The organism is Rhodoferax saidenbachensis, from assembly GCF_031457975.1.
Lineage (GTDB): Bacteria > Pseudomonadota > Gammaproteobacteria > Burkholderiales > Burkholderiaceae_C > Allorhodoferax > Allorhodoferax saidenbachensis_A.
In genome coordinates, this window is the sequence record NZ_JAVDXO010000003.1 from 378,349 (window position 1) to 403,820 (window position 25,472).

The following is a 25,472-nucleotide window of genomic DNA, read 5'->3' on the forward strand; positions in this document are numbered from 1 at the left end:
AAAGTGGCTTTCCTATTGCCCAGTCTACCTGAGAGCGGTGACGCCGGCACACTAGAATCCAGCCATGTCTTATCTCGTGCTCGCCCGCAAGTACCGTCCGCGCAACTTCACCGAAATGGTGGGGCAGGACCACGTGGTGCAAGCCCTGACCAACGCGCTGACCACCCAGCGCTTGCACCATGCCTACCTGTTCACGGGAACCCGCGGCGTGGGCAAGACCACGGTGTCGCGCATTCTGGCCAAATCGCTCAACTGCCAGGGTGTCGATGGTAGTGGTGGAATCACCGCTACCCCTTGTGGGGTCTGCCAGGCGTGCTCTGATATTGATAGCGGCCGGTTTGTCGATTACACCGAACTGGACGCCGCCAGCAACCGTGGCGTGGACGAAGTGCAGGCCCTGCTGGAGCAGGCGGTCTACAAGCCGGTGCAGGGGCGCTTCAAGGTCTTCATGATCGACGAAGTGCACATGCTCACTAACACGGCCTTCAACGCCATGTTGAAGACGCTGGAAGAGCCCCCTGAGTATTTGAAATTTGTGCTGGCCACCACCGACCCGCAAAAGGTGCCGGTGACCGTGCTGAGCCGTTGCCTGCAGTTCAACCTGCGGCCTATGGCGCCTGAGACCATCCGTGAACACCTGACCAAGGTGCTGGAAGTGGAGCAGGTCAGCTCCGAAGTGCAGGCGCTGCGACTGCTGGCCCGCGCCGCACGCGGCTCCATGCGCGACGCCTTGAGCCTGACCGACCAGGCGATTGCCTTTGGTTCTGGCCAGTTGCAGGAAGCCACGGTGCGCCAGATGCTGGGCAGCGTGGACCGCAGCTACGTGTTCCGCCTGATTGAGGCGCTGGCGCTGGGTGATGGCAAGACGGTGGTGGAAACCTCCGAGGCTCTGCGCCTGAATGGCTTAAGCGCGGCGTCCACGTTGGAGGAAATGTCCACCGTGCTGCAGCGCATGGCGGTGCTGCAAGCCGTGGGCGGCGGGGCGGCGGACGACTCTGACCCCGAAGCTGCCGACACGGCACGCTTGGCCGACCTGATGGCGGCAGATGAAACCCAGTTGCTTTACAGCATCTGCCTGCATGGCCGGGCCGATCTGGGCCTGGCGCCCGACGAATATGCCGCGTTGACCATGGTGCTGTTGCGCCTGTTGGCCTTCAAACCTGCGGTGGAGGGCGCTGCACCCCGCGCTGGCACGATGCCACTGGCTGAAAAAAAAACTCTAGTTGACGCCGCACCGCGCGTGGCTGCTGCGCCAACGCCCTTGCGCACTGCACCGCCAGCGGTTGTACCCGCTGCACCTGTGGCAGTCGCTGCCCCCGCCAAGCCACCGTTACCGGCCCCGGTGCAACCCTGGGAAGACGCCCCCACGCCCGCCGAAGCGGTACCCGTAGCACAGGCTGCCCCCGTCGAAACCGAGGTGATTCCACCGGGCCAGGTGCTGTCGGTGCGCGAGAGTGGTCCCGCTGAGTCGCAAGAGCCAGACGACCTCTATGAAGAAGAAAATGGGCCGCTAGCCCCCGTGGTTCTTGCGCCAGTAGCTACTAAAGTTGTAGCGGTTCCCGTGCGCACGCAGGTGGAAAACCGGGCCGATGCCGTGGCGTCTCAGGCGCCCGCGGTGCTGATTCCTACCGAAGAGGGCGATTTCTGGCATGCCACGGTGCAGCAGCTGATTGCGGCCGAGTCCATCAACGCCTTTGTGCGGGAGCTGGCGCTGCAAAGCCAACTGGTGGCGCGTGACACCGACCAGTGGCTGCTGCGCCTGGAGCGCGAAACATTGAACCAGCCCGGCACGCGCGACCGCCTGACGCAGGCGCTGAACGCGGCGGGCTTTCCGGTTACGCTGGCTGTGGAAATTGGTCGCGTCACCGATTGCCCTGGCCGGCGCAATGCCGCGGCGTCGGCCGAAAAACAGCTCACCGCCGAGAAGATAATTCTGGGCAACCCTTTCGTGCAAACCATGATGCGGGACTTTGGCGCGAAAATCGTGCCCGGCTCCATCAAGCCCCTGTAACGGGGCGCTTTGCTTTTTTTCTCCCTCACTCTCAAGGAAATCCATGTTCAACAAAGGACAACTCGCTGGCCTCATGAAGCAGGCACAGGCGATGCAGGACAACATGAAAAAGGCCCAGGACGAGCTGGGTAACATCGAAGTCACCGGTGAGTCCGGTGCCGGCCTGGTGAAAGTCACCATGACCTGCAAGCACGACGTCAAGCGCATCACCATCGACCCCAGCCTGCTGGCAGACGACAAGGACATGCTGGAAGACCTGGTGGCCGCGGCCTTCAACGCCGCCGTGCGCAAAGCCGAAGAGACCTCGACCGAGAAGATGGGCAAGCTCACCGCGGGCATGCCCGGTCTGCCTGGCGGCATGAAGTTCCCGTTCTGACGCGCTCCCATCTTGTCTGACACCAACGCCCTTGACGCCCTGATCCAGGCGCTGCGCCGCTTGCCGGGCGTGGGGGTGAAGTCTGCGCAGCGCATGGCGTTTCACCTGCTGCAGCACGACCGGCCTGGCGCCCAATTGCTGGCACAGGCTTTGCATGAAGCCTCTGCCCATGTGCACCACTGCGAGCGCTGCCACACCTTCACCGAGGCGCAGGTCTGCGCCACCTGTGAAGACGTGCGGCGCGACCGCAGCCAGCTCTGTGTGGTGGAAACCCCGGCTGACCAGTCGGCCATGGAGCGCACCGGTGCTTATAAGGGCTTGTACTTTGTGCTTATGGGTAAGCTGAGCCCGCTGGACGGCGTAGGCCCCAATGACCTGGGGCTGAAAAAGCTGTTTGAACGCGCCTGTGATGGCGTGGTGCAGGAGGTCATTTTGGCCACCAACTTCACCGCCGAAGGCGAGGCCACGGCCTACGTGATCGCCGAGGGCCTGAAGACTCGGGGCTTGCGGCCCACGCGCCTGGCGCGTGGGGTGCCTGTGGGCAGTGAGCTGGAGTATGTGGATCTGGGCACCATTGCCCATGCCTTGGTGGACCGGCGTTGAACTGCGCGGTGCACCGTCTGTTTTTGAGAAAGTAAGTTGTTCATGCAATACGCCCACTTCACCGTTGCCTACTGGTGTGTGCTGATCGCCGCCGTGCTGCCGATTGCCTGTGCGGGGTTGGCCAAGTCCGGCCGCATCGGCCTGCCCCGCCGCGAGGGTGGCTTTGACAATGTGAATCCGCGCGACTGGCTGGCCCGCCAAACTGACTGGCGCGCACGTGCCAACGCCGCCCAGGCCAATAGCTTTGAGGCGCTTCCCTTCTTTATCGGTGCGGTCATCATTGCCCACCAATTGGGGGCACACCAGGCGCGCCTGGATATCCTGGCCTTCCTGTTTGTGGTGCTGCGCATGCTCTACATCATGATGTATGTGTCCGGCATGGGCACCGCCCGCTCAGTGGTGTGGTGTGCGGGCTTTGCGGTGAATATCGGCATTCTGCTGGTGGGCTACCGCTAAGCCCCGCTGCACGGGCAGGGTCAGTGGCGGGCCAGTTTGGTTCCGCTGGACTTGCCACTCTTTTTAGCGGTTACCTTGCCCTTGGCTGCCGCAGCGTGGCCAGACTTGGCCGCTACCTTGGTGCCCGCGTGTTTGCCGCCGGCCTTGGCGCTGACAGTGCGTGCGTGGCCTTTGCCCGCGGGCAGGTAGACCACCACATGCTGTCCCGCCTTGAAGCTGGCGCTGGCGCTGACCTTGTTCCACTCGGCCACTGTGGCCGCACTCACCTTGTATTTGCGGGCAATGCTGGCTACGGTTTCGCCCTTGCTGGCGCGCACGGTGCTGCGCTTGAGCACGACCTCGGGTGCCAGGGACAGCTGGCCGTTGTCCGCCACCTTGACGGTCACATCCTGCATGTTGGCCGAGCGTGGCACCAGCAGGGTTGAGCCAGCACGGATCAACACCCGCGGCGGGATGTTGTTCATGCTGCGCAGTTCGCTTTCCGACATGCCCACGCGCTTGGCCACATCGGCCGGACGTTGGGTGGTCGGGGCCACCCAGGCGGTCCAACTGGCCAGGCGGCCACCGCCAAAGGCTTCCAGGTTGGACTGGAACACCTCGGCGTTGTCCCAGGGCAGCAGAATTTGGGGCGTACCCGCGGCCAGAATCACGGGGCGGTTGATCGAGGGGTTCAGTGCCTTGAAGTCATCCACGGGCACCTCGGCCAGCTTGGCAGCCAGCGCCACATCAATGTCGCGACGGATGGTGACGGTTTGGAAATACGGGTGGTTTTCAATCAGCGGCAGCTTGGAGCCGAACTGTGCGGGGTTGGAGACGATATTTTTCACGGCCTGCAGCTTGGGCACGTAAAACCGGGTTTCCATGGGCATGTTGAGGTCCACGTAGCTGGTGGCAAGGCCAGCGCGCTTGTTTTTGCCAACAGCGCGCTGAACACTGCCTTCGCCCCAGTTGTAGGCAGCCAGCGCCAAGTGCCAGTCACCAAACATGCCATACAACTTCTGCAGGTAGTCCAGCGCAGCGCGGGTGGATGCCAGCACGTCACGGCGGTCGTCGCGAAAGGTGTTTTGCTTGAGCTCGAAGTACTTGCCCGTGGCCGGCATGAATTGCCACATGCCGGCGGCCTTGGCACCCGATACAGCCTGAGGGTTGAAAGCGCTCTCGATAAAGGGCAGCAGGGCCAACTCGGTCGGCATTCCACGCACTTCCAGCTCCTCCACGATATGGAACAGGTACTTCTTGGAACGCTCGGTCATGCGAAAAATGTAGTCCGGGCGCGTGGCGTACCACTGCTCGCGGTCGTGCACCAGGTCGTTTTGCAGATCGGGCATGGCATAGCCACGGCGGATGCGCTCCCACAAGTCGGCTGGCGGTGCTAGCGCGACCACGGTGCGCGAGGACAGGCTCTGGGTGTCGATCGGACTCAGCGGGCTGTTGTTGTCGGCGCTGCGCTCAGTGGCTCGTGCCGCCGCGGCAGGGGCGGGCGCAGGGCGTTTGAGTTCGCGGCTCGATTGGAGTGTCAGGCCATCGCTAGAGCGAGGGGCTGGCGTGGAGGTGGTGGTCTGGGGCGACGGCGTTGCAGTGGTGTCAGGGCCGGTGGTGGCACAGGCGCCGAGCAGCAGTACGGCGGCCAGGCCAGCGATTTTGAAAAGGCTCATCGGTATTCGTTTTTCCATAGTCGCAGGGTGGCAAACACGCCATGCTGGTCCACGCTGCGGCTGTCAAAGCGGCGGGCGGAGGCCTGGAGGGCGGGTTGCGTGCTGCGTAAAAAAGGGTTGATGCGTTGTTCCAGCGCGATGGAGGACGGCAGGGTCGGCAGGCCTTGGGCGCGCAGCGCTTGGCAATGGCCCTGGTAGTCCTGCAGATCAGCATTGCCGGCGTCGACTTCCATGGCAAAGCGCAGGTTGCTCAGGGTGTATTCGTGGGTGCAGCATACCCGCGTTTCGGGCGGCAACGCCGCCAGGCTTTGCAGGGAATGGTCCAACTGTGCTGCGGTACCTTCAAACAGACGCCCACAGCCGCCGCTGAACAGCGTGTCGCCACAAAACACCAACGGTAGTCCATCCATGTTGGGACAAAAATAGGCAATATGTCCCGCGGTGTGGCCCGGAACATCCATCACCTCGAAATGCAGACCTAGGCATTCCACGCGGTCGCCTTGGGTCAGGCGCTGTAGGGGTTCGGGGATGGTCTCGCGGGCCGGGCCAAACACTTGGGCACCCGTGGCTTCTCGCAAAGCATCCACACCGCCCGTGTGGTCGGCATGGTGGTGAGTGACTAGAATGCCACGAAGTTGTACGCCTTCACGCTGCAGCGCCTGCAATACGGGCGCAGCGTCCCCCGGGTCCACCACCAGCGCCCCTTGTCCATCGTGCAACATCCAGATGTAGTTGTCAGTAAAAGCGGGCAGTGGTATTAACTTCATGAGCGAACAAATTATAGGTTTGCAGGATTGGTTCCAGACACCGGCGGGTCAGTACCTGCTGGAATGGGAGCACCAGCAGTTGGAAAGCGCGGTTGCGGACATTTTTGGCTACCACGCCCTGCAGCTGGGCGTGCCCGAGCTTGCCGGCTTGCAGGCCAACCGCATGCCGCATCGCTGGATGGCCGTACAGCACGCAGGTGCTGCCCAGGGTGAAGGTTTGCAGACTGTTGATTTGTTGACCGACTTTGCGGCCCTGCCGTTCCCGGCGTGCAGCCTGGACCTGGTGGTACTGCCCCACACCCTGGAATTCAGCGCTGACCCTCACGCAACTTTGCGCGAGGTGGAGCGTGTGCTGGTACCGGACGGGCGTGTGGTGCTGTGCGGCATGAATCCCACCAGCCTATGGGGCCTGCGCCAGCGGCGCGCGCGTCTGTACCAAAAACTGGGCTTTGGCACGCTGTTTCTTCCAGACTGTGGCGACCACATCGGCTACTGGCGCTTGCGCGATTGGCTGCGCCTGCTGAGTTTCGAGGTAGAAGTGGGGCGCTTTGGCTGCTACCGCCCAGCGGTGGACAGCCAGAAGTGGCTGCAGCGTACGGCCTGGATGGACAGCGTGGGCTCGCGCTGGTGGACGATTTTTGGCGCTGCCTATTTTGTGGTGGCCGTCAAACGCGTGCGCGGTGTGCGCATGCTGGGGGCAGCCTGGCGTGCGACACCGGCGTTGGCGAAGCAAGTGGCCCCCGCAGCGCAGAGAATGCATCCGATTGAAACAAGGAAAAACGATTGAACCAAGCATTGAATTCCGTGGTGATTTACACCGATGGCGCCTGCAAGGGCAACCCCGGCCCTGGTGGCTGGGGCGTGTTGCTGCGCTCGCCGGATGGCACTGAAAAAGAACTGTGTGGTGGTGAACTGGGCACCACCAATAACCGCATGGAGATGATGGCAGTGATCCAGGCGCTGACCGCGCTCAAGCGCCCCTGCGCCGTGGTGCTGCACTTAGATAGCCAGTACGTGCTCAAGGGCATCACCGAGTGGCTGGTGGGCTGGAAGGCCAAGGGTTGGAAAACGGCAGCCAAGCAGCCCGTCAAGAATGTGGACCTGTGGCAGCAATTGGACGCCCTGGTGTCCGGCGGTGGCCACAAGATCGATTGGCGCTGGGTGAAAGGCCACGCTGGTGACCCCGGCAACGAGCGCGCCGATGCACTGGCCAACCAGGGCGTAGAAGTTGCGCTGAAAGCGCGCTAGCCGGCACGCTTTCTCCGCTCTGACATGGGCATTAAATAACGTCCTGTTACATTCGCGAGCGCTGTCTTCCATTCTTTTCGGTTACCACCTCATGGCATCTAAAGTTATCTATACCTCGGTCGCGGTGTTAGGCATCGCAGGCTTGTCTGCTGCTGCGTGGTGGTACCAATCCCGGCCACAAGGTCCGCTAGAGATTACGAGTAACTCGACCAGCACTGCCTCGGCCACCAAATCGCCGGCAGGCGCTGCTCCCCGTGCTGCGGGGGTGGAAGTGGCCAAAGTGGAGCAGGTGTCCTTGCAAGACGATGCCCAATCGGTGGGCAGTTTGCGCTCTCGCCAGAGCGTGATGCTGCGCCCCGAAGTGGCGGGCCGGGTAGTGAGCCTGGGATTTCAGGATGGTGCGCAGGTACGCAAAGGGCAACTGTTGGTGCAACTGGATGACACGCTGCAGCGTGCCGAGTTGAGCCAGGCCCAGGCCCAGGTGTCCATTGCCCAGGCCAACCTCAAGCGCAACCAGGAGTTGGTGGCACAGAACTTCGTGGCCCAGCGCGTGCTCGATGAGAGCGCTGCCAATGTGCAGGTGGCCCAAGCCCAACTGGCGCTGGCTCAGGCGCGCTTAGGGCGCATGGCGATCGTGGCGCCGTTTGATGGCACCGTGGGCCTGCGCAATGTGAACCTGGGCGACTATGTGAAAGACGGCGCAGACCTGGTGAACCTGGAAGACACCAGCAGCATGCTGGTCGACTTCCGCCTGCCAGAGCGTTACCAGCGCAAGATCAAGCTGGGGCAGGGCGTGGAAATGGCGCTGGACGCGTTTCCCGGGCGCTTGTTCAAGGCGCGCATTGAGGCGATTGATCCGCTGCTCGACGCCAATGGCCGCTCCATTGGAATCCGGGCCATGTTGCCCAACACGGCGGGCGAAGCCGCGGTGCCTGCGACCAAAGAGGCTGCCAAAGCCCCCACCAAACCCGAACAAAAGTCTGCACATGCAGGGAAACCGGCTGGCGCTGCCAAGGGTGGAGCTACTGGGCCGCTGCGCCCGGGCATGTTTGCACGCGTGACCGCGGTGTTTGGCGTCAATGATTCGGCATTGGTATTGCCCGAGGAGGCGATTGTTCCCCAGGGTGGCAAGCAGTTTGTGATTCGGGTGGTAGAGCCTTCACAGGTTCCGGCTGCCACCGGTTTGCCGGCCGACACCCAGTGGGTGTCGTTGCGCCAGGAGGTCAAGCTGGGGGTGCGCCGCCAGGGCAAGGTGGAGGTGCAGGAAGGTGTCAGTGAGGGCCAGACCATTGTGGTGGCCGGTCAGCAGCGCCTGCAAAAAGACGGTACCCCGCTGCGCATCGTGGAGTTGGGTCGGCCAGCCGGGGCGCCTGCGGGTGCCGCGTCCGCGCCAGTGGCCACCGCATCCACACCCCGCTAATTTACTGAGGCAAGCGCACCATGCAGTTGGCGGAAACCTCTATTCGTCGTCCGGTCTTCGCGACCGTACTGTCCCTGTTGATCATGCTCGTGGGGGCGGTGTCGTTTAACCGACTTTCGGTGCGCGAGTATCCCAAGATCGACGAGCCCGTGGTGACGGTCACCACCCAGTTTTCAGGTGCATCCAGTGAGGTGGTGGAAGCCCAGGTCACCAAGGTTCTGGAAGACTCCCTGGCCGGTATCGAAGGAGTGGACGTCATCACGTCCAGCAGCCGCCAGGAGCGCAGCCAGATCTCCATTCGTTTTGCGCTGTCACGCGATGCCGACTCGGCCGCGGCCGATGTGCGCGACAAGACCTCACGCGTGCGGCAGCGTCTGCCACAGGGTATAGACGAGCCGGTGATCGCCAAGGTGGAAGCGGATGCCTTTCCCGTGATTTTCCTTTCATTGAGTTCGGACACGCATTCCGCATTGCAGCTCTCGGAAATGGCCAATACCCTGGTCAAGCCCATTTTGCAGACGGCACCCGGCGCGGCCGATGTGACGGTGCAGGGTGAGCGCAAGTTCTCCATGCAGATCGCGCTGGACCCTGCCAAGCTGGCGGCCTACCGCCTGACGATCCAGGATGTGGAGGATGCCCTGCGCCGATCCAATATCGAAGTGCCTGCGGGACGCATCGAAAGTACCCTACGCGAATTCAATGTGACGGCGGCCACCGATTTGCGTCGCCCACAGGAGTTCGCGCAGGTGGTGGTGAAATCGGTGAACGGTTTTCCGGTACGCATTGGCGATGTGGCCCGCGTACAGCAAGGCCCCGCTAATGAACGTACCAGTGTGCGGCTGAACGGCCGCGATGCGATTGGTGTAGGCGTGATTCGTCAGGCTACAGCCAACCCGCTGGACCTGTCAGCCGGCGTGCGCCAGCTGATGGTCAAGATCCAGAAAGACCTGCCACCCGGCGTGACCGTGGATGTGGCCAACGACAACTCGGTGTTTATTGACCGCTCGATCAAGGCCGTATACCAGACCATTGTGGAAGCCTCGGTGCTGGTGGCGCTGGTGATCTTTCTGTTCCTGCGTACGCTGCGTGCCGCCATCATCCCGCTGGTCACGATTCCGGTCGCCTTGATTGGCACCTTTGCGCTGATGGCACTCGCCGGGTTCAGCATCAACACGCTGACGCTGCTAGCTTTGGTGTTGGCAATTGGCTTGGTGGTGGACGATGCCATCGTGATGCTGGAAAACATCTACCGCCACATTGAAGATGGCATGCCGCCCTTCCAGGCGGCCATCCGCGGGGCGCGCGAAGTGGGTTTTGCTATTGTGGCGATGACGCTCACGCTGGTGGCCGTGTACGTGCCGTTGGCCTTTGCGCCAGGGCGCACAGGGCGCCTGTTCACTGAATTTGCGCTGGCACTGGCAGGCGCCGTCACGGTGTCGGGTGTGGTCGCGCTGACACTCTCGCCCATGATGTCTTCGGTGCTGTTGCGCCACAACCCCAAACCGGGTTGGTTTGACCGCACCATGGAGCATCTACTAGAGTCCTTCACCAAGGGTTATGGCTGGGTGCTGGCGTGGACGTTGCGCCACCGCTGGTTGGTGGTCCTGGCCATGCTGGGCAGCGGCGTGGTGTCCTGGTCGGTGATGTCTGACATCAAGCGCGAACTCTCCCCGCTGGAAGACCGGGGCGTGGTGTTGGCGCAGCTCAACGCACCCGATGGTTCGACGCTGGACTACACCAACCGCTATGCACGAGCCATTGAAAAGGTGGGCGAGAGCTACCCGGAGTTTGACCGCGTCTTTTCCACCATCGGCAACCCCACCGTGGCACAAGGCAACGTGTTTTTCCGGGCTGTACCCTGGGAAGAGCGCAAGCGCACCACGCTGGAAATGGCCAAGGAGATGACGCCGCGCATCTCGGGCCTGTCGGGTGTGACCGCATTTCCCGTCACCCCTCCGTCCTTGGGGCAGGGCTTTACCCAGCGCCCGGTGAACTTCGTGATCATCACCTCCGAGAGCTACCAGAACCTGTCACAAACCGTGCGTGCCTTTCAGGACGAGTTGGCCAAGAACCCCGGTTTCCTGCAAGTGGACACCGATCTGCGTTTGAACAAGCCCGAGTTCCGCATGGAGGTAGACCGTGAGCGCGCTGCCGACCTGGGGGTGGGTGTGGACACCATTGCCCGCTCAGTAGAAACTATTCTGGGTGGTCGCAACGTCACGCGCTACAAGCGCGAAGGTGAGCAGTACGACGTGGTGGTGCAGACGCTGGCCAGCGGCCACGACGCACCGGAAGACATTGACAAGATCTTTGTGCGGGCCAAGGGCGATGCCATGGTGCCCCTGTCTGCCCTGGTAAAAATCCGTGAGGTGGTGGTGCCGCGCGAGCTCAACCACTTTGGCCAGCGGCGCTCTGCCACCATCACGGCCAATTTGTCGGCCGACTACTCGCTGGGCCAGGCGCTGGATTTTCTGGATGCAACCGCCAAAAAGGTTTTGAAGCCCGGCTATGCCACCGACGTGAACGGTTCCAGTCGCGAGTTCAAGAAGTCGTCGGATTCATTGACGCTGGTGTTCTTGCTGGCGCTGGTGTTCATTTTCTTGGTGTTGGCGGCGCAGTTTGAAAGTTTTGTGGACCCGCTGGTGATCATGCTGAGCGTGCCGCTCTCCATGGCGGGCGCCCTGGTGGCGCTCAAATGGTCGGGTGGGACTCTGAACGTGTTCAGCCAGATCGGTTTGATCACCCTGGTGGGGCTCATCACCAAACACGGCATTTTGATGGTGGAGTTTGCCAACCAGCTGCGTGAGCAGGGCATGGCGACTCTGCAGGCCATCCAACAATCGGCCTCGCAGCGCATTCGCCCCATTCTGATGACCACCGGCGCCATGGTGCTGGGCGCCATTCCGCTGGCCTTTGCCAAAGGCGCGGGAGCCGAAAGCCGTCAGCAAATTGGTTGGGTGATTGTGGGCGGTATGACCGTGGGCACCTTGCTCACCGTGTTTGTGGTGCCCACCATGTACACGCTGCTGGCGCGCAAGCATGCGCCGGGTGCCAAAAAAGACACGGCCTGAGGCCAGGCGATCTACCTCTTTACCCGCCGATATAACTCATCTCCACACGGCGGGCGCTGGTGGCCGCGTCAGCGGGCTGGCTGACTCGCAATTCCGAGTAGCGGTCGCTTCGGCCTCGCCAGATGTGGGCAATGGCCGACGCCAGATCGGCCTCGCTGTGGCCGCCCCGCAGCAGGCTGCGCAGGTCGTGGCCTTGGCTGGCAAACAGGCAGGTGTAGAGCTGGCCTTCTGTTGAGAGGCGGGCACGGTTGCAGCTGCCGCAGAATGCCTGGGTCACGCTGCTGATCACGCCAATTTCTCCGGCCGTGGTGTCGTGCAAGCCTTGGGGGTTGGCATAGCCCCAGCGCTCTGCCGTTTCTCCCGGGGTACTGTGGTCCAGCGCAAGCAGGGGGAATTCCTCGCGGATGCGTTCCACCACCTGGGCCGACGGCAGTACTTCGTCCATGCGCCAGCCATTGGTAGCACCCACGTCCATGTACTCAATGAAGCGCAGCACCACGCCGGTCCCCTTGAAGTGGCGGGCCATGGGCAAAATTTCCTGGTCGTTGGTGCCGCGTTTCACCACCATATTGACCTTCACCGGTCCCAGGCCCGCGGCCAGTGCGGCGTCGATGCCATGCAGCACATCGGCTACAGGAAAATCCACATCGTTCATCTGGCGAAACACCGTGTCGTCCAGGCCGTCCAGGCTCACCGTGACCCGCTGCAGTCCTGCCTCCTTCAATGCTGTGGCTTTGCGTGCGAGCAAGGATCCATTGGTGGTCAGGGTCAGGTCGGGGGTATATCCCTCGGGCGTGCGCAGCTGCGCCAGTTGGGCAATCAATACTTCGATGTTTTTGCGCAGCAGAGGCTCCCCCCCTGTCAGGCGGATCTTGGACACCCCATGGGCGACAAAGTGGCGCGCCAGGCGGGTGATTTCTTCAAAGCTGAGCAGGTCGCTGTGAGGCAGGTAGGCGTAATCCTTGTCGAACACGTCCTTGGGCATGCAGTAGCTGCAACGGAAGTTGCAGCGGTCCGTCACGCTGATGCGCAAATCTCGCAGAGGCCGACCCAATCGGTCACCCAGGTGACCCGTTGCTGGGACGTGCACAGCCGACTCCAACACAGAGCGCGGCACCTGCAGCGATGCCGAGCGCTGGTCGACCAAAGGGACTATCCGTTGTGTACTGGGTGCAGCCATGGGCATATTGTCCACGCCTTGCCCGGCACACCCAGAAACCCAGTGCAAAATCACCCTACAAGTAATACAAGGTCTTTCGTTGGAGAAACGCCTATGTCTACCAAACTTATCGCTGTCACCCTCCTGCTGTCCAGTGCGCTGGCCGAAGCCCAAACGGGCACGGCTGTGAGCGAACGCGACTTTTTGGGTGACATGCCGGTGGTGTTGTCGGTATCGCGCCTGTCGCAGCCCGTGGACGAAGCACCGGGGGCCGTCACCGTGCTGGACCGGCAATTTATCCGCAACTCTGGCGCGCGTGATGTGGCCGACCTGTTGCGCCTGGTGCCTGGCTTTCAGACGACCACATCCTTTGAAACCGATGCGCCATTGGCCTCCTACCATGGCCGCAGTGACGACTGGGCCAACCGCATCCAGGTATTGGTCGATGGTCGCTCGGTGTACTCCGGCCATTTGCAGGGCTCGGCGGGGCTGGGTTTGCAAACCCTGGCGCTGGACGACATTGCGCGCATTGAGGTTTTGCGGGGGTCCAACTCCGCCACCTATGGCGCCCGTGCTTTCCTGGGCGTGATCAACATTATTTCGCGCGATGTACGCGAAGTGGGCTCCACGGCCTCCCTGACCCTGGGTGACAACAACGTGGCCGACGCGGGTGCCAGCATTGGTTGGGGCCTGCCGGGCACCACCTACCGGCTCAGCGTGGATACCCGCGGTGACCAGGGCCTGAAAAGGACTTACGGCGGCAACCGCGTGTCGCGGGTAAATGGGGTGGCGTCGCTGGATATGGATGGCGGTGCAGAGCTGGACATGCGCGTGGGCGCCTTGGATATCGACGCCGGGCGTGGCTCCGCCGATTCCCCAGGCAATATGCAGCGCATGCGGTTTTTGGGGTCGCAGTTTGTGCAGGTGGACTGGCGCAAACCCCTGGAGAACGACCAGGACCTCCAGTTCAGCTTTTCGCACACTGAGAACACGCACAAAGACAGGTTCCCTTACCTGAGCAATGACGCGGGCGTGAACTACTACGGCATTCCAATTGATTTCAGCGCGCGCGAGGTGAACGACGCCCTGAGCTTGCAACACACTGTGGTGCACACCCTGCGTCTTCGTACGGTATGGGGGCTGGAGGTGCGGCGCGAGCAGGTGACCTCGCACTCCAGCTTCGACATGCGTGACCAGGTGACGTCCAACTTCTCGCGCCTGTTTGGCAGCGCTGAATGGCGCCTGCAACCCGAATGGGTGTTGAATGCCGGCGCCATGGCTGAGCAGAGCGACATGGGGGGGGGCACCTTCTCGCCACGCCTGATGGTGAACTGGCATGCACTGCCAGGCCACACGCTCCGTGCCGGTGTGTCCAGTGCCTTCCGCCCACCCAGTGCCTATGAGAAATACGCTGCGGTGCGCTACTACGACATCAATGGCGCCAGTCCCATCACCACGGTGCAAAGTACCGGGCAATTGCTGCCCGAGAAAATCTACACCCGTGAGCTGGGCTACAACTACAACCTGCTGAAACAAGGCATCTCTGGCGACGTGCGTTTCTTCGATGAACGCATTACGGATGGCATTGAGCGCCCTGCCAATCTGTCGCCTGAGGACTACCAGAACATCGAGAACTTCAGCATCACCGGGGTGGAGCACCAGATCCAGTGGAAGCCCAGCGCGGCCACCCAACTGTTTGCCTCCCAGACCTGGACCCAAATTGCCGGGGCTGAGCGCTTCAAAACCACCCATGGCGCGGCACGCTTTGCAGCATCGCTGATGGCGGTGCATACGCTGTCGTCGGGCACCACGTTGTCGCTGATGCACCAACAGTCCGAGGACATTGGCCTCATGTCGGGCAGCGACAAGCTGTACTCCGTGGGTCGCACCGACTTGCGGATTGCCAAGGGATTTTTACTCGGCAAGAACAAGGCCGAATGGGCCTTCACACTGCAAAACCTCGACGTGCCATCGCGCGATGGCGACGCCAAGTTCATGTTCGAGCGCAGGGCCATGGTCAGCCTGCGGGTGGAGAACTGAGCGGATGCAGGGTCTGGCAGTGCTTCTCCGATGTCTGGCTGCGCTGGCGCTCGGGTGCGCCGGTGCGTGCTGGGGTGCGGACGTTGTCATTCTCAGCAGCGAGCGTAGCGCAGGGTATTCCGAAGCCGCCCAGGCTGTGGTGGCCGAGTTGGTGCGTTCGGGTATGGACCGCGCGGAGATTGTGCAACTGGTGGTGCCGGACGCGCCTGGTGCCGAGGTGGCGGGACTGCAGGGCGGCAAGGTCTGGATTACCTTGGGGGCGGAGGCCCTGGGCCGTGCCTTGCCGCGGGAGGGGCGTCCCCCCATCATCGCGGCCCTGATTCCGCGCCTGGGCTTTGAGCGCATCGTGCGCGAGACCGTGCACAAATCCACTGCCGGTGTTGCTGCCCTGTACCTGGATCAACCCTTTCCGCGCCAGTTGGACCTGCTGCGCCTGGCCCTGCCAGATGCCAAGCGCGTGGGCGTGCTGTGGGGCCATGAGTCGATGCAGCAGCAGGTGGGGTTGGTCGCGGCCGCGCAGTCGCGCGGACTGGAAATTGTGGGCGGCACCGTCACCTCGCCGATCACCCTGTACGCCGGGCTCAAAACCGTGCTCAGCGACACCGATGTGCTGCTGGCGGTGGCCGATCCCGCGGTCTACAACGGCACCACCATTTCCAACATCCTGTTGGCGACCTACCGTTCGCGTGTGCCCTTGCTGGCGTTTTCGCCGGCTTACACCAAGGCTGGGGCCCTGATGTCCTTGCACAGCGCTCCGCGCCAGATCGGAGGGCAGGCCGCCACCATGGCGCGTGCGGTGTTGCAGGGAGGGGCCGTGCCGGCGTCGCAGTACCCGTTGGAGTTCAGCGTCTTGGTGAACGATTACGTAGCCAGGTCGTTGGGGTTGACTCTGGACGAAGGGGTGCTCAGTGAGCGCCTTCGCCGCCTGGAGAAACGTCCATGATGTTCCCAGGCATTCGCGCCCGCATGCTGGCTGCTGCGTTGCTGCCGGTTTTTCTGGTGGTGGTGGCGCTGGTCGCGATTTTTTGGACCAGCCGTGTAGCGGACCTGGATGAGTCGCACGACCTGCGCGCCAAACTGATGGCGCGCCAGGCGGCACTGGCCAGCGAGTACGGACTGTTTTCGGGCAATGTGTCGGCGCTGCAGGTGGTGTTGGGTGGCATGCAGCGTGAGGCCGATGTGCGCTCGGTGGCGGTCTTCGATGTGGACGGTCGCATGCTGGCCAGCACCGGGGTGCTGCAGTACAAAGGCTTGCAAGAGGCCACGGGAGCGGTGTACCAGGCTTTTCAGCGCAGCCGCGACATCGATGTGCTGGCCGAGCCTGTGGCCTCCAGTAGCGTGCCGCTGGATGACTTCTTTGGCTCCAGTGTGGCCCCACCCACACCGCCGGCGCCTCTGGTGCTGGGTCACGTGGTGGTGGAAATTTCCCGTGGCCGCTTGCTGGCGCGTGAACGCGAGTTGCTGTTACTGGCCTTGGCCGTGGGATTTGCGGGCTTGGTGCTGGGGGGCTTTTTGGCCACTCGCATGGGCGAAGGTGTGGTGCGACCGGTGTTGCGCGTGTCACGCATGATCGAACGCATCGGCGAGGGTGACTTGACTCCCAGCTCGGAAGCCTTGCCCACCGATCCGCTGTATGTGTTGCAAACCCGCTTGAATCAGATGGCGCAGCGCCTGGCCTGGGGTCGCGAGGAAATGGAATTCCGGGTGGAGTCGGCTACACGCGAGTTGCGGCTGAAAAAAGAAGAGGCCGAAACCGCCACGCTGGCCAAGTCGCGGTTTTTGGCAGCAGCCAGCCATGACCTGCGGCAGCCCACCCACGCGCTGGGCATGTTCGTCGCCCGGCTGGGGCAGCTGCCACTGGACATTCCCACACGCCAGCTAGTAGCCAGCTTGGAAGCTTCGGTGCAGTCTATGCAGGATTTGTTGGACGGCCTGCTGGACATTTCGCGCCTGGACGCTGGTGCTGTGCAGGTGCAGCGGGGGGCCGTCAACATCGGCGAACTGTTTGCCAGTCTGCGCAAGGCGCTGGTGCCGCTGGCCGAGGGCAAAGGTCTGCGGCTGCGCGTGCGCCCTAGTCGGCACTGGGCGCTGACGGATCCCATGCTGCTGCAGCGCATGGTCATGAATTTGACCAACAACGCCCTGCGTTACACCGAGCGTGGCACCGTGCTCATCAGCTGCCGCAGCGTGGACGGCGGGCGCACGCTGCGTCTGGACGTGTCTGACAGCGGCATTGGCATTTCGCCCGCACACCAAGCGGACATTTTTAAAGAGTTTTACCAAGTAGGCAATTCGGGGCGTGACCGAGCCCAAGGCCTGGGCTTGGGACTCAACATCGTGGAGCGCACCGCGCAGCTGCTGGGCCACCCCATCGCCCTGCGCTCGGACCTGGGCTGTGGCACGCGGTTCTCCATCTTTTTGCCGGTGGCCCAGGCGATGGACTCCCTGGCCGGTGCAGTGGCCACAGAATCCACCAGCCTGCTGGGGCTGGAGGGCATGCGGGTGCTGGTGATTGAGGACGACGGTTTTGCGCTGGAGGCCATCAGCGATTTGCTCACCTCTTGGGGTTGCGTGGTGCATGCGGCAGCCTCTGTGGCGCAGGCGCTGGACTTTGCCAATGGCTACGCACCACCCGATGTGGTGCTGAGCGACTTCCGGCTGGGTGAGGAGCGCAATGGCCTGGACGTGATTGCCATGGTGCGGGCCACCGCAGGGCGTGAGATTCCGGCCTGTTTGATGAGTGGCGATACCGATGCGGCGCTGATTCAGGCCGCCAAAGACGCCGGGCTGACCCTGCTGCACAAGCCGGTGCGTCCCGCCAAGTTGCGCAGCCTGTTGCGGCGCCTGGTTATGGCGGCCGGGTCGGTAGCCGACGAGGCCTGAGCCAGCGATTGTGGCTCAGCTGACCTGGCTGGCGCGGTAACCGCTGCGCGCGGCGGCCACCACGGCTTGCGTGCGGTTCTGCACGTCGAAGTAGCGCAGGATGGCTGCTACGTGCGTTTTCACGGTTTCTTCCGATACGTTCAGGCTGGTACCAATTTCGCGGTTGGAGCGGCCATCCAGCAGCTCGCGCAGTACCAGTTCCTGGCGTTGCGTCAACGGAGGCTTGGACGAAGCAGCGTCAAACGGTAGGGTGCCGTAGTCAGCCTCCAGTTCCAGTGGCGAATACACATCGCCGTTCAGAACCAGACGTACCGCGTTCAACAGCTCGTCGCTAAGGGTGGATTTGGTGACAAAGCCGGAGGCACCCGACTGCAGCACCTGGCGCATGACCTGGATGTTGGCAGAGCCCGACAGCATAACGATGGGCAGCTCGGGGTGGTCTTTGCCAAACACGTCCAAGGCCTGCAGGCCGGTCATGTCGGGCAAGTGGTAGTCCAGCAACACCAAGTCCAGGTCAGGATGGGCGTCAGCAATGGCGAATGCCTGTGCGCAGGTACCCGCCTGCAGCACGCTGACGTTCTCATCCAGTCCTTTGAGCACTTGGTGCAGGCCTTCGCGCACCAGGGCATGGTCATCTATTACGAGTATTTTCACGGGTCGCTTCGAGACGGGCAGGGCTGCCCCAATGCGCCATGGTAGCGCAAAGCGCAGACAGTTTGTTACATGAAAAAGGCCCGCCGAAGCGGGCCTTTGCAGGGGGAGAAGGAGAACTCAGCCGCCGTGCAGTTTCATCATCAGCGGCACGATCAGCAGTGCCACGATATTGATGATCTTGATCAGTGGGTTGACGGCGGGGCCCGCCGTGTCCTTATAGGGGTCACCCACGGTGTCACCGGTCACGGCCGCCTTGTGCGTCTCGGATCCCTTGCCGCCGTGGTGGCCGTCTTCGATGTACTTCTTGGCATTGTCCCAGGCACCGCCGCCGGTGCACATGGAGATCGCCACAAACAGGCCGGTCACGATGGTGCCCATCAGCAGGCCGCCCAGAGCCGCCGGGCCCAGGGCCAGGCCCACCACAATGGGCACGACCACGGGCAGCAACGACGGGATCATCATTTCCTTGATAGCGGCCGTGGTCAGCATGTCGACCGCAGTGTCGTACTCGGGCTTGCCTGTCCCGTCCATGATGCCCTTGATCTCCTTGAACTGGCGGCGTACTTCCACCACCACCGCGCCCGCCGCGCGGCCCACGGCCTCCATCGCCATGGCGCCAAACAGGTAGGGAATTAGGCCACCGATGAAGAGACCAATGATAACCATGGGGTCGCTCAAATCAAACGTGATGTGCTTGCCAAATGCGTCCAGCTTGTGGGTGTAGTCGGCAAACAGCACTAGGGCGGCTAGGCCGGCGGAGCCGATGGCATAGCCCTTGGTCACGGCCTTGGTGGTGTTGCCCACGGCATCCAGCGGATCGGTGATGTCGCGTACGCTGGCGGGCAGCTCGGCCATCTCGGCAATGCCGCCGGCGTTGTCGGTGATGGGGCCGTAGGCGTCCAACGCCACCACAATGCCGGCCATGCTCAGCATGGAGGTGGCTGCGATGGCGATGCCGTACAGGCCGCCCAGGCTGAAGGCGCTGTAGATGGCCGCGCAGACAAACAACACAGGCCAGGCGGTGGAGCGCATGGAGACACCCAGGCCGGCAATGATGTTGGTGCCGTGGCCGGTGGTCGATGCCTGGGCGATGTGCTGTACAGGGGCGTACTGCGTGCCGGTGTAGTACTCGGTGATCCAGACCAAGGCGCCGGTCAAGACCAAGCCAACAGTGCACGCACCAAACAGGCTACCGGCGGTGATCACGTGGCCATCGGTCAGCGTGACAGCGGCAGGGAACAGCGACTGTGTGACGAAGTAGAAGGCAAGCAGCGACAGCACGCCGGCAATCGCCAAGCCCTTGTACAGCGCAGGCATCACGTTCTTCATGCCGGGCGATGCCTTGACGAAGAAGCAGCCAATGATGGATGCCACAATCGACACGGCTCCCAGTGCCAAGGGGTATAAAACGGCTGTAGCCCCCGCAGTACTTGCGAGAAGTGCTCCTAAAACCATAGTGGCGATCAAGGTCACCGCATAGGTTTCAAACAGATCGGCGGCCATGCCAGCGCAGTCGCCCACGTTGTCGCCCACGTTGTCGGCGATCACGGCGGGGTTGCGCGGGTCATCCTCGGGGATGCCAGCTTCCACCTTGCCCACCAAGTCGGCGCCCACGTCAGCACCTTTGGTAAAAATGCCGCCTCCCAGACGGGCGAAGATGGAAATCAGCGAGGAGCCGAAGGCAAAGCCGATCAGCGGATTGAGCTTGGCCGTGGTCACCATGCCGTCCGGCACCAGGTACCAGTAAAAGCCGGTCACACCCAACAGGCCCAAGCCCACCACCAGCATGCCGGTGATGGCGCCGCCGCGGAAGGCTACGTCCAGCGCCGGGCCAATGCCCTTGGTAGCGGCCTGTGCGGTGCGCACGTTGGCACGCACCGACACGTTCATGCCGATGAAGCCACAAGCGCCCGAGAGCACCGCACCCACCACAAAGCCCACAGCACTCAGGCCGTCCAGAAACAGGCCAATCAAAATCGCCAGCACCACGCCCACAATGGCGATGGTCTTGTACTGGCGAGAAAGGTAGGCCGCTGCGCCGGTCTGGATGGCGGCTGCAATTTCTTGCATGCGCGCATTGCCAGCGTCTTGGGAAAGTATCCAACTGCGTGCCCAAACGCCATATGCCACGGCGATGAATCCACACACGAGCGCCAAAATGAGCGCCGAGTTGCCCGTCATAGAAATACTCCTCTATGGTTGTTTCGCGAAGGAGGGAACAACGCTAGCGATGCCCCCGCTGCGTTGCTTCCTCACCCCACAAAGCAAGGGGAGATGATTGGCCAACGGGCCGAATGTAGCGTGCTTTGATGACAGTCCCGGGAAAACGCAAGTGTCTAGTCAGTAAAATCCGGGTTAATCCCTAGGTTTCCCCCCGAAGGTTTCCCGTTTCTTACTTTCAATAAAGAGCAAAGCATGTCCCTCGACAAAGTTACCCCTGGCAGCAAAGTCCCCGAAGCGTTCAACGTCATCATCGAAATCCCCATGAACGCCGATCCGGTGAAGTACGAAGTGGACAAGGACTCGGGCGCCATTTTTGTGGACCGCTTCATGAGCACCGCCATGCACTACCCCACCAACTACGGCTACGTGCCCAAGACCATCTCGGGTGATGGCGACCCCGTGGACGTGCTGGTGATCACCCCCGTGCCCCTGATTCCCGGTGTGGTGGTGACCTGCCGCGCCATCGGCATCCTGAAGATGACCGACGAGGCCGGTGAAGACGGCAAGGTGCTGGCCGTGCCCGTGGACAAGATTTTGTCGCTCTACAGCCAGTGGAAGAAGCCCGAAGACCTGAATCCCTTCCGCCTGAAGACCATCGCCCACTTCTTTGAACACTACAAGGATCTGGAAGAAGGCAAGTGGGTCAAGGTGCAAGGCTGGGAAGGCCCAGAGTCCGCCCAGAAGGAAATCATGGACGGCATCGCCAACTACAACAAGCAGCAGGCGTAACACGCCCAGCGGCAGGCTTTAGAGGTTAAGTAGGCCTCTAGCCCCCGTAGATACTGCGCGAGCAGCTATCAAAAGAAGAGCGCTTACCCAGCCGGGTCAGCGCTCTTTTTGTTTGGGGTTTGGAAACACCCACTGCTGCAGCCGGCCCGTCGGTTCAAACGGTTGCCAGGCACCCGGCGCCTGGGCCAGCCGGTCGGCCACTACCCACCAGGCCGTGGGGTTCAGGCCCAGGCCGATGTGGCTGGCAAATACTTCCACGTTTTCGGTCTTGGGCTGGGTTTTGCTCGGCGCCTGCAGGCTGGCCGACCAGGCCACCACACCATCGGTGCGCGAATAGATGGACGTTGTGGGCACGGGGGGGGCGGCTGGCAGGTCGAAGTTCTCCACCTCCTGGGTGATGCTGCGGCCGCTGGTGAGCTCGTACAGGCGCCAGGCGTTGGTGCTTTTGTGCGAGCCGGAAAATGGGCTGCCCAGGGTGATGACGCTGCGCACATGGTCTGGCAAGGCCTTGGCCAGTTCGCGGGCATAGATGCCGCCTAGGCTCCAGCCCACTAGGCTAACTCGCTCACCGCTGGCATCGGCTGTCTCTTGCACCTGGCGCTTGGCGGTTTCCAGCACACCGGCGCGGGGCCCAAAGTTGTAGCCCTGGTTCCAGCCCGAAATGTCGTAGCCCAGGTTTTTCAGGTAGCTGCGCAGCGGCAGCGTGGAGCCGTCGCTGGCCGACAGACCGGGGAACACGATGACCGGGTGGCCATCGCCCGTCGGGGCTTTGGCCAGGGCGGGCCAACTAGGCAGCAAAGACCACAGCTCCCAGGGGGCTCGCATTTCCAGCGCCATCAGCCAGGCGTTCGGGGCAGGGGGATGATCGGTTTCCGGTGCGCTTGCTTTTGCCATACGACGTTATTCAGGCGACCTTTGATGGCCGCTTTCTTGAAGAAGGGGGTTTCACAGTAGCAGCTTTTGCAGCTGTGCCCCGCCGTGGTGCCGCGGCTTTAGTTGGGGCACTCTGTTTTTTCGTCGCCTTGGTGACTGCGGAGGCGGTTTGTGGCGCTTTTTCGCTGTTGGCGCGGGCTAAGAGCGCGCGGCCTTCTGCAAACGCGGCTTCCAGCGCCCCGGTCAGGTCCTCCACCTGGGGCAGGGCATCGCGGTCGGCAATCACGCCAAATTCCACGCTGCCTGCGTAGGTCTGGATGGTGATGTTGAGCGCAATGCCGTGGACCACGATGGACATGGGGTGGAAGCTCAGCATGCGCGCCCCCGCCAGGTACAGCGGTACCTGGGGGCCCGGCACATTGCTGATCACCAGGTTGGCCATCATGGGCAGGCGCTTGGACAGGCCAGTGGCGCTGTAGGTCTTGAACGCAGCCTTAGCCATACCGCCCACCACCCACGGCGCCAGCAGCGAGGGGTAGTCGGTCGGCAGCATGGTCTTGAGGTTGGCCATGGCATTCTTCACCTTGGCAGTGGAGTCCATGATGGCCTGCAGCCTTTTGAGCGGGTGCGCCAGGTGGGTGCCCAGCTCCACTACGGTCATGGAGGCCTGGGTGCTGTAGTCGTTGTTGCCCGCTTCGCGCAGGCTCACGGGCATGGCGGCCAGCAGGGGCTTGCGCGGGATGCTGCTGTGCTGCGCCAGGTAGCTGCGCAGCGCGGTGGCACAAATCCACAGCACGATGTCGTTGAACGAACCACCCACGGCCTGCGCCATGGCACGGCAGTCGGCAAACGGCACGCTGGCCGTGCCAAAGCTGCGCTCGGTGCCCACGGCCACGTTGAACACGGTGAGCGGCGCCAGCGTGATAGGTGACTTGGCACGCAGCCCGGTGCCTGTGCCCTTCAGCGTTTGCTGGGCCACCGTGCTGCCCAAGGCCTGCGCGGCCTGGGGCAGGGCGCGGGCCAGCTTGGCGTACTGCGCCAGCGTGTTGGAAAACACCGCCCCCAGCATCTGGCCGATCTTCAGGTCCTGCGGCTTGCGCGTGCGGGCGCTGGGCGGCGGCACCTCACGCGGCGTGGCGCTCACGTCCAGCATGGCCTGGCTGAGGATGGTGCCGGCCTTGCCGTCCAGCGTGGCGTGGTGGATTTTGGCGTACATGGCGCCGCACACCGTGCCGTCGGGGCACAGCACGCGGTCAAACACATGGAATTCCCACAGCGGGCGGCTGCGGTCGATCAGCGCGGTGTGCAGCGCCGTGGCGTGGGCCTGTGCCTGGGCCAGCGTGAGTGTGCGGCCCTTGACCTTGCGGATGTGAAAGCCCAGGTCCACGTCGTCCACCCGCAACCACACGGGGTGACCCAGGTCCAGTGGCATGAGGCCGAGCTTGCGGCTGAATACCTCGGCCAGGTGCATGCGTTTGCCGATGTGCTCGGTCACCGCCTTGTGGAAGCTGTAGCGCGGCACGGCGGGCAGGGCATAGCGACAAAAGGTGCCCACGTGCATGGGCATCTGTGGGGTTTCCAGGTACAAAAAGGTGGCGTCAAGGCCGCTCAAGGTCTTCATGGTGAGGTCTCCTGCACGCAGCGTACCAGCCGAAACCACGCCCGACAGCTAGGGTTTGCCAAGGGCTGCACGGTGCTGAAAAACCAGCTGGGTTGGGCACCCCTGAAACGAAGTCGCGCGTGTATGATGAATTGAAGAACGCTGGATTTCCAACCCCTGTGCCGCCGAGGTGACGCTATGGAAGCTCTTCACAACTCTCCAACGTTGGACTCCAGCCACGGCAGCAGCGCAGCACATACCAGCCAGTACCTCACGCTCAAACTGGGCGACGAGGACTACGCCATCGAGATCCTGCGCGTGCAGGAAATCCGCTCCTATGAGATGCCCACCAAGATGGTGAACTCGCCCAGCTTCGTCAAGGGCGTGATCAACCTGCGTGGCGTGATCGTCCCCATCGTCGACCTGCGGCTCAAGCTCAACCTGGCGCAGGTGCTCTACAACGACTTCACCGTGGTCATCATCCTCAACGTGCGCGGCAAAGTGGTCGGCGCCGTGGTGGATGGCGTGTCCGATGTGGTGACGCTCAATGCCGGAGCGATCAAGCCCGCGCCGCAGTTTGAGTCGGCGCTGGACTCGCGTTTCATCGTCGGGCTGGCCCATGTGGGCGATCGCATGTTGATCGTGATGAACATGGAAGCCCTGATGGGCAATGGCGAGTTGGGGTGATGGCCGCAGCTACATCAATGTAGCAATTCGGGCAGGTAGGTCACGCTTCAGCCCCACTGGGGTGATTACGTTTTTTTGAGACAACTGCAGGCTTTGAGGGCGAGCTGGTCGGCAGATATTTAGGAGACATTGCCGTGAATAACTTAAAAATTGGAACGCGAATCGTGGGGGCGTTGGTCGCGATGATGGTGATGTTGTTTTTAATGGCAACTGTTTCACTGATGCAGATGGGCGTTTTGAACGCCTCTACTAAAGACATCGCAGATAACTGGCTGCCTAGCGTGGCGGCTATCAATGCGATGAATACCATGGCTTCAGACATACGGCTCACCCAAGCGCAGCACCTCATGAACACGGATGAGGCGGCTATGGCCTCCCTCGATAAAAAAGTGAATGCAGAGCGTGAAGATATGGTGAAGTTGCGCAAAGCCTACGAGGTGCTGATAAGCAGCCCTGAGGAACAGAAGCTCTACGACAGCTTTTCTGGAGAATGGACGCATCTGGCTGAAGTGAACAACCGCATGCTTGAGCATTCGCGCAAGAACGAAAATGACGAGGCAAAAAAATATTTGAAGGCGAGTCTTTCAAATTGTTCCAGTCGGCAGGGGACATTTTGGAAAAATTGGTGAAGCTGAACCAGAACGGTGGCGCAGATTCGAACAAAGCTGCAACCAAAGCCTATTCCTCTGCACTGACATGGGTCGTAGTCGTGACTGTTTTTGCGGGAATCATTGGCATTGCTGCGGCATATTGGCTCATTCGTTCTATTTCTGGCCCCTTGAAGAGTGCGGTAGGTCTTGCTGAGCGTGTGTCCAACGGCGACCTTCGCACCCAAGTGGCCATTGGTGGCACCGATGAAATCGGTCAACTGTTGGGTGCGTTGACGCGCATGCAGACCAATCTGGCCAGCGTGGTCGGTCAAGTGCGCCAAGGCTCCGAATCCGTCGCCACCGCCAGCGCCGAAATCGCCCAGGGCAACCACGACCTCTCTGCCCGCACCGAACAACAAGCCAGCGC

General features: G+C 62.2%; 22 protein-coding genes. 15 read left to right on the forward strand and 7 right to left on the reverse strand.

Translation table 11 applies throughout. The annotated features are described in order from the left end of the window. The first annotated feature begins 64 nt into the window (after positions 1-64). Genes dnaX through J2X15_RS09795 form a run of 4 tightly spaced genes read left to right on the forward strand, consistent with a single transcriptional unit; the run spans position 65 to position 3,446 of the window. The gene (gene dnaX, locus J2X15_RS09780) at positions 65-2,011 is read left to right on the forward strand and encodes a DNA polymerase III subunit gamma/tau (RefSeq protein WP_310342075.1); all 1,947 of its coding nucleotides are present in this window, start codon (positions 65-67) and stop codon (positions 2,009-2,011) included. Between the two features lie 43 nt (positions 2,012-2,054). After that, the gene (locus J2X15_RS09785; protein WP_105259658.1) at positions 2,055-2,387 is read left to right on the forward strand and encodes a YbaB/EbfC family nucleoid-associated protein; all 333 of its coding nucleotides are present in this window, start codon (positions 2,055-2,057) and stop codon (positions 2,385-2,387) included. A 12-nt stretch (positions 2,388-2,399) separates the two neighbouring features. Beyond that, positions 2,400-2,990: a recombination mediator RecR gene (recR, locus tag J2X15_RS09790; protein WP_310342079.1), complete on the forward strand. Its 591-nt coding sequence runs from the start codon at positions 2,400-2,402 to the stop codon at positions 2,988-2,990. Positions 2,991-3,032: 42 nt separating this feature from the next. Continuing rightward, entirely contained in the window at positions 3,033-3,446 is a 414-nt protein-coding gene (locus J2X15_RS09795; protein WP_310342082.1) for an MAPEG family protein, read from the forward strand. Positions 3,447-3,466: 20 nt separating this feature from the next. Here J2X15_RS09795 and J2X15_RS09800 read toward each other — a convergent pair whose 3' ends face one another. Both J2X15_RS09800 and gloB read right to left on the reverse strand, forming a co-directional pair. Further along, positions 3,467-5,101 carry a transglycosylase SLT domain-containing protein gene (locus J2X15_RS09800; RefSeq protein WP_310342085.1) on the reverse strand — a complete coding sequence of 545 codons (1,635 nt, stop codon included), beginning with the start codon at positions 5,099-5,101 and terminating at the stop codon, positions 3,467-3,469. Continuing rightward, positions 5,098-5,868: a hydroxyacylglutathione hydrolase gene (gene gloB, locus J2X15_RS09805; protein WP_310342087.1), complete on the reverse strand. Its 771-nt coding sequence runs from the start codon at positions 5,866-5,868 to the stop codon at positions 5,098-5,100. Before gloB ends, J2X15_RS09800 begins: the two co-directional genes overlap by 4 nt. On the opposite strand from gloB, the gene J2X15_RS09810 reads away from it, so the two are divergent. The 4 genes from J2X15_RS09810 (at position 5,867) to J2X15_RS09825 (ending at position 11,607) form a co-directional block, all read left to right on the forward strand. Then, a complete protein-coding gene (locus tag J2X15_RS09810) occupies positions 5,867-6,655 on the forward strand; it encodes a class I SAM-dependent methyltransferase (RefSeq protein ID WP_310342088.1) in 789 nt (262 codons plus the stop codon). The genes gloB and J2X15_RS09810 overlap by 2 nt on opposite strands. Before the next feature lie 8 nt (positions 6,656-6,663). Beyond that, complete coding sequence (gene rnhA, locus J2X15_RS09815) at positions 6,664-7,116, forward strand: ribonuclease HI (RefSeq protein WP_310342130.1); 453 nt, start codon at positions 6,664-6,666, stop codon at positions 7,114-7,116. A 91-nt stretch (positions 7,117-7,207) separates the two neighbouring features. Next, the gene (locus J2X15_RS09820; RefSeq protein WP_310342091.1) at positions 7,208-8,536 is read left to right on the forward strand and encodes an efflux RND transporter periplasmic adaptor subunit; all 1,329 of its coding nucleotides are present in this window, start codon (positions 7,208-7,210) and stop codon (positions 8,534-8,536) included. Positions 8,537-8,556: 20 nt separating this feature from the next. Beyond that, positions 8,557-11,607 carry an efflux RND transporter permease subunit gene (locus J2X15_RS09825; protein WP_310342094.1) on the forward strand — a complete coding sequence of 1,017 codons (3,051 nt, stop codon included), beginning with the start codon at positions 8,557-8,559 and terminating at the stop codon, positions 11,605-11,607. Between the two features lie 19 nt (positions 11,608-11,626). Here the strand turns inward: J2X15_RS09825 and moaA are convergent, their stop codons facing one another. Next, on the reverse strand, positions 11,627-12,787 hold the full coding sequence (moaA, locus tag J2X15_RS09830) for a GTP 3',8-cyclase MoaA (protein ID WP_310342096.1): 1,161 nt from the start codon (positions 12,785-12,787) through the stop codon (positions 11,627-11,629). Between the two features lie 93 nt (positions 12,788-12,880). On the opposite strand from moaA, the gene J2X15_RS09835 reads away from it, so the two are divergent. Genes J2X15_RS09835 through J2X15_RS09845 form a run of 3 tightly spaced genes read left to right on the forward strand, consistent with a single transcriptional unit; the run spans position 12,881 to position 17,689 of the window. Continuing rightward, a complete protein-coding gene (locus J2X15_RS09835; protein WP_310342098.1) occupies positions 12,881-14,806 on the forward strand; it encodes a TonB-dependent receptor plug domain-containing protein in 1,926 nt (641 codons plus the stop codon). A gap of 4 nt (positions 14,807-14,810) precedes the next feature. Next, positions 14,811-15,749, forward strand: a complete 939-nt coding sequence (locus J2X15_RS09840) for an ABC transporter substrate-binding protein (RefSeq protein WP_310342100.1) — start codon at positions 14,811-14,813, stop codon at positions 15,747-15,749. Continuing rightward, positions 15,746-17,689, forward strand: coding sequence for a hybrid sensor histidine kinase/response regulator (locus J2X15_RS09845; RefSeq protein ID WP_310342103.1), 1,944 nt, complete (start codon positions 15,746-15,748; stop codon positions 17,687-17,689). The genes J2X15_RS09840 and J2X15_RS09845 overlap by 4 nt, the downstream gene beginning before the upstream one ends. Positions 17,690-17,704: 15 nt before the next feature. Here J2X15_RS09845 and J2X15_RS09850 read toward each other — a convergent pair whose 3' ends face one another. After that, positions 17,705-18,343: a response regulator gene (locus tag J2X15_RS09850; protein WP_310342104.1), complete on the reverse strand. Its 639-nt coding sequence runs from the start codon at positions 18,341-18,343 to the stop codon at positions 17,705-17,707. Positions 18,344-18,460: 117 nt separating this feature from the next. Then, entirely contained in the window at positions 18,461-20,524 is a 2,064-nt protein-coding gene (locus J2X15_RS09855; RefSeq protein WP_310342107.1) for a sodium-translocating pyrophosphatase, read from the reverse strand. A gap of 234 nt (positions 20,525-20,758) precedes the next feature. On the opposite strand from J2X15_RS09855, the gene ppa reads away from it, so the two are divergent. Then, positions 20,759-21,295: an inorganic diphosphatase gene (gene ppa / locus J2X15_RS09860; RefSeq protein ID WP_105259644.1), complete on the forward strand. Its 537-nt coding sequence runs from the start codon at positions 20,759-20,761 to the stop codon at positions 21,293-21,295. A 96-nt stretch (positions 21,296-21,391) separates the two neighbouring features. On the opposite strand, the gene J2X15_RS09865 is transcribed toward ppa, so the two are convergent. Together J2X15_RS09865 and J2X15_RS09870 are read right to left on the reverse strand one after the other, a co-directional pair. After that, positions 21,392-22,189: an esterase/lipase family protein gene (locus J2X15_RS09865; RefSeq protein ID WP_310342110.1), complete on the reverse strand. Its 798-nt coding sequence runs from the start codon at positions 22,187-22,189 to the stop codon at positions 21,392-21,394. Between the two features lie 10 nt (positions 22,190-22,199). Continuing rightward, the gene (locus J2X15_RS09870) at positions 22,200-23,789 is read right to left on the reverse strand and encodes a wax ester/triacylglycerol synthase family O-acyltransferase (protein WP_310342111.1); all 1,590 of its coding nucleotides are present in this window, start codon (positions 23,787-23,789) and stop codon (positions 22,200-22,202) included. A gap of 177 nt (positions 23,790-23,966) precedes the next feature. Here J2X15_RS09870 and J2X15_RS09875 point away from each other — a divergent pair, with 177 nt between their 5' ends. From J2X15_RS09875 to J2X15_RS09885, 3 genes are all read left to right on the forward strand, one after another. Further along, a complete protein-coding gene (locus J2X15_RS09875; RefSeq protein WP_310342113.1) occupies positions 23,967-24,455 on the forward strand; it encodes a chemotaxis protein CheW in 489 nt (162 codons plus the stop codon). Between the two features lie 134 nt (positions 24,456-24,589). Next, a complete protein-coding gene (locus tag J2X15_RS09880; protein WP_310342115.1) occupies positions 24,590-25,084 on the forward strand; it encodes an MCP four helix bundle domain-containing protein in 495 nt (164 codons plus the stop codon). A gap of 149 nt (positions 25,085-25,233) precedes the next feature. Further along, positions 25,234-25,472 (forward strand): HAMP domain-containing protein (locus tag J2X15_RS09885; protein ID WP_310342117.1); only part of this gene is annotated, 239 nt, incomplete at its 3' end.

Bases quoted from the DNA above. Each gene is read 5' to 3' on its own strand.
- dnaX (WP_310342075.1), top strand. From the start codon at position 65: ATGTCTTATCTCGTGCTCGCCCGCAAGTACCGTCCGCGCAACTTCACC.
- J2X15_RS09785 (WP_105259658.1), top strand. From the start codon at position 2,055: ATGTTCAACAAAGGACAACTCGCTGGCCTCATGAAGCAGGCACAGGCG.
- J2X15_RS09795 (WP_310342082.1), top strand. From the start codon at position 3,033: ATGCAATACGCCCACTTCACCGTTGCCTACTGGTGTGTGCTGATCGCC.
- J2X15_RS09800 (WP_310342085.1), bottom strand. From the start codon at position 5,101: ATGAGCCTTTTCAAAATCGCTGGCCTGGCCGCCGTACTGCTGCTCGGC.
- J2X15_RS09810 (WP_310342088.1), top strand. From the start codon at position 5,867: ATGAGCGAACAAATTATAGGTTTGCAGGATTGGTTCCAGACACCGGCG.
- gloB (WP_310342087.1), bottom strand. From the start codon at position 5,868: ATGAAGTTAATACCACTGCCCGCTTTTACTGACAACTACATCTGGATG.
- J2X15_RS09820 (WP_310342091.1), top strand. From the start codon at position 7,208: ATGGCATCTAAAGTTATCTATACCTCGGTCGCGGTGTTAGGCATCGCA.
- J2X15_RS09825 (WP_310342094.1), top strand. From the start codon at position 8,557: ATGCAGTTGGCGGAAACCTCTATTCGTCGTCCGGTCTTCGCGACCGTA.
- moaA (WP_310342096.1), bottom strand. From the start codon at position 12,787: ATGGCTGCACCCAGTACACAACGGATAGTCCCTTTGGTCGACCAGCGC.
- J2X15_RS09835 (WP_310342098.1), top strand. From the start codon at position 12,881: ATGTCTACCAAACTTATCGCTGTCACCCTCCTGCTGTCCAGTGCGCTG.
- J2X15_RS09840 (WP_310342100.1), top strand. From the start codon at position 14,811: ATGCAGGGTCTGGCAGTGCTTCTCCGATGTCTGGCTGCGCTGGCGCTC.
- J2X15_RS09845 (WP_310342103.1), top strand. From the start codon at position 15,746: ATGATGTTCCCAGGCATTCGCGCCCGCATGCTGGCTGCTGCGTTGCTG.
- J2X15_RS09855 (WP_310342107.1), bottom strand. From the start codon at position 20,524: ATGACGGGCAACTCGGCGCTCATTTTGGCGCTCGTGTGTGGATTCATC.
- ppa (WP_105259644.1), top strand. From the start codon at position 20,759: ATGTCCCTCGACAAAGTTACCCCTGGCAGCAAAGTCCCCGAAGCGTTC.
- J2X15_RS09865 (WP_310342110.1), bottom strand. From the start codon at position 22,189: ATGGCAAAAGCAAGCGCACCGGAAACCGATCATCCCCCTGCCCCGAAC.
- J2X15_RS09870 (WP_310342111.1), bottom strand. From the start codon at position 23,789: ATGAAGACCTTGAGCGGCCTTGACGCCACCTTTTTGTACCTGGAAACC.
- J2X15_RS09875 (WP_310342113.1), top strand. From the start codon at position 23,967: ATGGAAGCTCTTCACAACTCTCCAACGTTGGACTCCAGCCACGGCAGC.